Origin of the sequence: Haloferax profundi, from assembly GCF_001469865.1 — an archaeon.
GTDB lineage: Archaea > Halobacteriota > Halobacteria > Halobacteriales > Haloferacaceae > Haloferax > Haloferax profundi.
This window is the reverse complement of the sequence record NZ_LOPV01000519.1, coordinates 1-5,166: the sequence shown is the minus strand read 5'-3', so window position 1 is coordinate 5,166 and position 5,166 is coordinate 1. Positions and strand designations below refer to the sequence as shown.

3 protein-coding genes are annotated in these 5,166 nt (G+C 53.5%); all 3 read right to left on the bottom strand.

From position 1 onward, the window contains the following. Positions 1-1,753 (bottom strand): UvrD-helicase domain-containing protein (locus tag AUR66_RS16180; protein ID WP_157533177.1); only part of this gene is annotated, 1,753 nt, incomplete at its 3' end. After that, positions 1,750-4,338 (bottom strand): PD-(D/E)XK nuclease family protein, encoded by a 2,589-nt coding sequence (locus AUR66_RS16175; RefSeq protein WP_058573259.1) that lies wholly within the window; start codon positions 4,336-4,338, stop codon positions 1,750-1,752. The genes AUR66_RS16175 and AUR66_RS16180, both read right to left, overlap by 4 nt. 166 nt (positions 4,339-4,504) lie before the next feature. Beyond that, complete coding sequence (locus AUR66_RS16170) at positions 4,505-4,894, bottom strand: MarR family transcriptional regulator (protein ID WP_058573258.1); 390 nt, start codon at positions 4,892-4,894, stop codon at positions 4,505-4,507. Positions 4,895-5,166: the final 272 nt, after the last annotated feature.

The following is a 5,166-nucleotide window of genomic DNA, read 5'->3' as shown; positions in this document are numbered from 1 at the left end:
ACCGGGAGAACACACGCTGGGCAACTCCTCCAACCGTTTCCAGGCTCTCCAACTCTGCCCTGAACGCCTGCATATCGCCAGGGTACTCCTCAGTATCCAGTACATGTTGCACCTCATCTAACGTGTACCCCGCTTCCTCAAGCACGACCGCCCAGCCACGCTCTGAATCAGACTCTATGATACGCAACCACGCCAACAGCAGCTTCGCCGGATCAGACCGGAACAACTCAATGCCACCTTCGTACGCCATCGGCAACCCATACGCCTCTGCAACAGAGAGTAACTCTCTCCCGAAGTCGCGTGTACGAGTCAACACTGCGATATCGTTGTACTCCGGAACTCGAAGCTCGCCATCTTCTTCGACCTGATAGGCCTCGTTGCCCACAATTTCCTGAATCTTCGTCAGAACAGCTTCGTGTTCGTCTTCGTGTTGAATCGCCTCGATACGCGAATTCTCATACGAAGCGTTCGACGACAGCGACACAATCCGGTCTTGGACCTCTGTAACGTCAACCGAATCCCGACTCGCAGCGGGTGTGACCAAACTGTGCTCGGAGAAATCCAAAATCGACTGCGTGGAGCGATAGTTCTCGATGAGTTCAATCTCGTGTATCGACTCCGTCGTCCACGACACTCGCTCATAGTCTTCGTTCAATTCACCCACGAACCGCTCCAACCGAGACTCGAACTCGGTGATGTTCTCGACGGCAGCGTACTGGAACGAATAGATGCTTTGTTTCCAATCACCGACGACACAGACGTTGTTCGTATCTGCGAGTAAGAGCGCGAGTTTGAACTGAATCTCACTGGAGTCTTGGAATTCGTCGACCATCACGTACTCAAAGGCTACCTCATCACGGAGCTCGTGGTCGTCACAGAGCAGAACAAATGCAAACAATTGCAAGAACCCGAAGTTGAGGTAGTTCCGACTGAGCGCGAACTCCAAATACTCGTGGTAGACGTCGTGGACGAACTGTTTCAGGTCCTCACGGTCTTCGTCGAATATCTGGCAAGCAACCTCACGAGGTACTTGTTTCGTCCCTCGCCCGCCACGAAGCTCTGACTTCTCTGGCGCGTCTGGGAGGTAGCACTTGTCTCTTCCGTAGCTTCCGAGTTTCGACCTGAGCTTGGACTGCTTGCTTCCGCCATTGCGTGGCTGGTTCAACTCGTCAAAGTCAGCCTGGAAAGCTTCAAAATCACCATCCAGATGTCGCTCCCCGTTTCGGTACCACCCATCAGCAGTCGGGAACACACCCTTCGCAGCAAGCTGATTGATCAGACCAAGAAGTTCGACCGGATTAGAGACAGCCCGGAAGAAGTCGTCGTACTCGGGGTGGTCATCGCTGAATCGCCGGATGAACTCACGGAAGTGTGCCTTTTCGACGTTCTCGTCTTCGAGCACTCGTGTCGACCCCGTAATGCGGTCGTCGATATCGAGGTGGGTCGGTGCCTCGAAGCCGTGTTCCATGAGAATATCGTGACAGAGGCTGTGGAACGTCTGGATGGGGGCATCCTTGAGTTCGCGCATCCCGTATGACGATTGCGAGACGATTCGCTCTTTCATCTCGCCTGCGGCGTTGTTGGTGAACGTCACGAGGAGGACGTCCTCCGGTTCGACGTCGTCCTTGTCAACAATCTCCGCGTACCGACGGGTGACAGTGAACGTCTTTCCGGTCCCGGCTCCAGCGTCGACGACGTGAATCCCCTCTGTACTGTCGATCAGGACTTGTTGTTGTTCGTTTGGCGAGGTCATCGCGATCCCTCCTCGAGAATGCAATCGCGATTATTCACATAGCGATAGTTTGGCTCTCCACCGAGGCCTTCGACGGGGAAGCGTTCGTCGCCCGCACGTCGCGTGTTCAACTCTGTGAGTCGCTCCTGAACGAACGCCTCGAAGACGTCCACATCGTCTCGGAAGTAATTCTGATTTCGAATTCGAAGCACGTGTCTGAGTGCCTGCTTACAGCCGTTTTTCACGTATTTGTAGTCTCCAACAGCGTCGACCATTCGGTCTGTCAATGCCTGGCCGAACTCTGAGTCGATGAGTTCGTCTCTGTCACGAGTCTCCGGGAACTCGTGGGCATCCAAAACGTCCCGATACTCGTCGTACTCGACTTGCGAGAACGTCTTGTTACAATCATTCGGCGCCTCTTCTCGGAGTTCGGTGAAGATTGCCGGCCGCCCAATGTACTCGTTGAAACTAAGCGGATGGTACGTCACCGTCGTCAAACAATCATCCAGAGACCCACCGCCAGTCACGACGTCATCGAGCGTTTCGAGGAAGTGAAAAAAGGTGAACTGAAGCGTCTCGTCCGGTTGGACTGTGCGCTGGTGAGCCAGATACAACAGCGCCTGGAAGTTGGGTTTGTCACTTGGCGGGTCGAGTGCTGAATTCTTAACAATCGAGTACGCCGACTTCTTCGACCCACTCTTGTAATCGAGAAGCTGCGTCGGAGATTGGACGAGGTCGATTTTGCCCTTCAGACCGAGGTCTGTGTTCTCGAACCAGCGTTCCGTATGACCAACATCGATTGTTTGGTCGTAGTATTTGGCGAAGAAATTCCGACCCCAGCCACCATTGGCTACTACAACCTCGTCACCGACTGGCGGGTTGGCTTCAAGATATTCGACGATGGTCTGGAGTCCGATACGATATTTCGTGAGTCGAACCTCTCGGTCGACACCGCGGAGGAACGGATCAACCTCCTCCAAAATCACTTTTGCAACCTCCTCGAGTTCGTCGTCTGTGATTACATCGGGGTGACTCACATAGAACTCTGCAAAGTCGTGAAACAGGTTCCCTTCTTCGAAGTAATCCTTGTCGGGGTTGTCGAGAAGCCGACTGAAGAAGTAATCACGAGGAGAGTTGACGTAGGTACTCAAACTCGACTGGCTAATCGTCTCAACTTCCTCAGGAGAGATATCGAGGGGTTCTTTCTCGAATCCATCCTGGGTCTCTCGAACCGTTCGTGAGTACTGCACCGAGTTGAGGTCACTGAACCGCTCAAACTCTTCGTCAAGTAGGTCGTCGAAGTATAGACATGGCGTTACAGGCGTCCCCCCTGAGGTATCTTCGACGAGATAGTACTGTTCAACACCGTTCTGAAGCAGGAGTTGGAACTGCCGAATGTTCCGTTCGAATTCTTGGTCTCGATCGACCCAGGGACGTCGTGGGGACGAGTGTGTCCACCCTTCGTCGAGCCCGAGATAGAACACGAGTGGCCGGTCCACGTGAGCTGCTGACTTGGCGTCTGCTAAGAGCACACCTTCATTCTCGCGCTCAATTGGAACCTCATAGGACTGTAAGTAGAACTCGAGGCGGTCGACTGCATCTTCGCTAACGAAGTCGTCGATGACACCGAGTGTTTCGAGTTCCTCACGGAAGGCGCCAAGCGAGGAATCGGTAACTCGCTCGTAGGCTTCGAGAGCACTGCCGAATGAGTGCGAATGAATCTCCTCGCTGAATTCGAGGAGCCACTCGACTGCTGACCGATTGAGATCGAAAAGTCGCTTCTCATCGTGTTCGATATCGACCGACATGCCCAGTTGGGTGAGCAAGGGCCTGACGTCTCCGACACGCGTGTCACGACCGGCATGCGCACTCCGAAGCAGTTGGAGGAATGCTCTGTGGTGAGGGTCGTCGGTGAATCCGGGACCACCATAGAACGGAATGTCAGCGGATTCGAGTGCTGACTCAATGAGTGGTGAGTACTGACTGGCTGCATCGAGGACGACACCAACGTCATCTGCGTTTTCTTCAGTGACTGTCTCGAGGACGACGTCGATGACGGCAGCCGGCGAATCTAAAATTCGGAAAGGAGGATAGTCGAATGCGTCGTCAGTGAAGGGGTCTATCGTATCGTATTCGTCTGGAAGAATCGAGCGTTCGAGTGCAGTGAGTTGCTTGTATCCAACGACGGCTATAGACTGTCCAGTGTCGATAGTGTAGTCGGTGAGCTGGCCAGACGTCGTATCCATCCCTTCGATGCACTCGACGGCGGCGTACGTTCCTTCAGTCGCATACGAGTCGTACTCGAGAACAGCACCTGCAGTTCCCTGATACTCCCAGCACTGGAGGATGTTACCCACAGCGTAAGCAGTTTCCTTCCAATCCAGGTCAGTGGTCTCGGTGATTTCGAGGAAGGCCAGGCGGTCTTCTGCCTTTTCTCTGCGACGGGCAGCGAGACGGCGTGGTGTAATTGCGAAAGGACCGAAATGGGGCTTGTCGAGGCGTCGGTTGAGCGCACTGGCGAGTGGCGCATCGGGCACGAGTACAAGGTCGTACTCCTTGCACTCCTCATAGAGAGATCCGAGAGGCTTCGCCCGAGAAATTGACATGACGTATCGGACTCAAGAAGGTCCTAAAAGTGTACTCCTGCGAGTGGACCGAGATTGAGTTCTATCGATTCAAAGATTCGAGGAAGGATTCCACGAGTCACCTGACCCGGGGTTGTTGACTCATTACCAGTGGAACATGCATTCATTTTTGTGTTTCGACCCCTCTCTACTGCTCTTCTGGACGGGGCGCGTTCTCGTACTTGACCATCTTCTCGGGCTTGTCGGAGATGGTCTCGTAGATCTGCTGGAGCGTCTCCTCAGCGGCGAGCAGATTGTGTTCCTCAAGGAATGTTCGACCGTCCTCGGTCAGGCCGTAGAACTTCCAGGGATAGCCCTGTCGTCGCTGGTCGTCGCCAAGTGCGACTTCTTTGACGATGCCGGCGTCGATCAACTTCTGGATGTGCTTGTAGACGGTGGCATCGCTGACACTGGGGTTGAGCTCCTCAAGTTCATACGTTGACGGCAGTTGCTTGGGGTGTTGGAGGATGTTATTGACGAGCGCAAACCGCGTCTGCTGGGTGACGATCTCTGAATTAGACAGAAAATGGCAGGACATACGTTATGTTGTAACAAGCGTGAATCCACGGTGTGGCAGTGCTCATACAACGGAAAAATGGACATCCCTTACAACGGATTTTTGGAAGTCGCCTGTCAGACAAAAATTCCAAAATTAGCCATTTCAGTTGGTTTTGCGGTGGGTTACAACGGACAAGTGGAGACAGTATACAACGGACAAAAGGTGTGGTTTCAAAGAAAGTATTATCCCATCACACAGAGACGTCCTATGTAATGACCGATTTTATTGAGGAACTGTTGGAGGAGAACACC

Coding starts and splice junctions, on each gene's coding strand:
- AUR66_RS16175 (WP_058573259.1), bottom strand. CDS start 4,338: ATGTCAATTTCTCGGGCGAAGCCTCTCGGATCTCTCTATGAGGAGTGC.
- AUR66_RS16170 (WP_058573258.1), bottom strand. CDS start 4,894: ATGTCCTGCCATTTTCTGTCTAATTCAGAGATCGTCACCCAGCAGACG.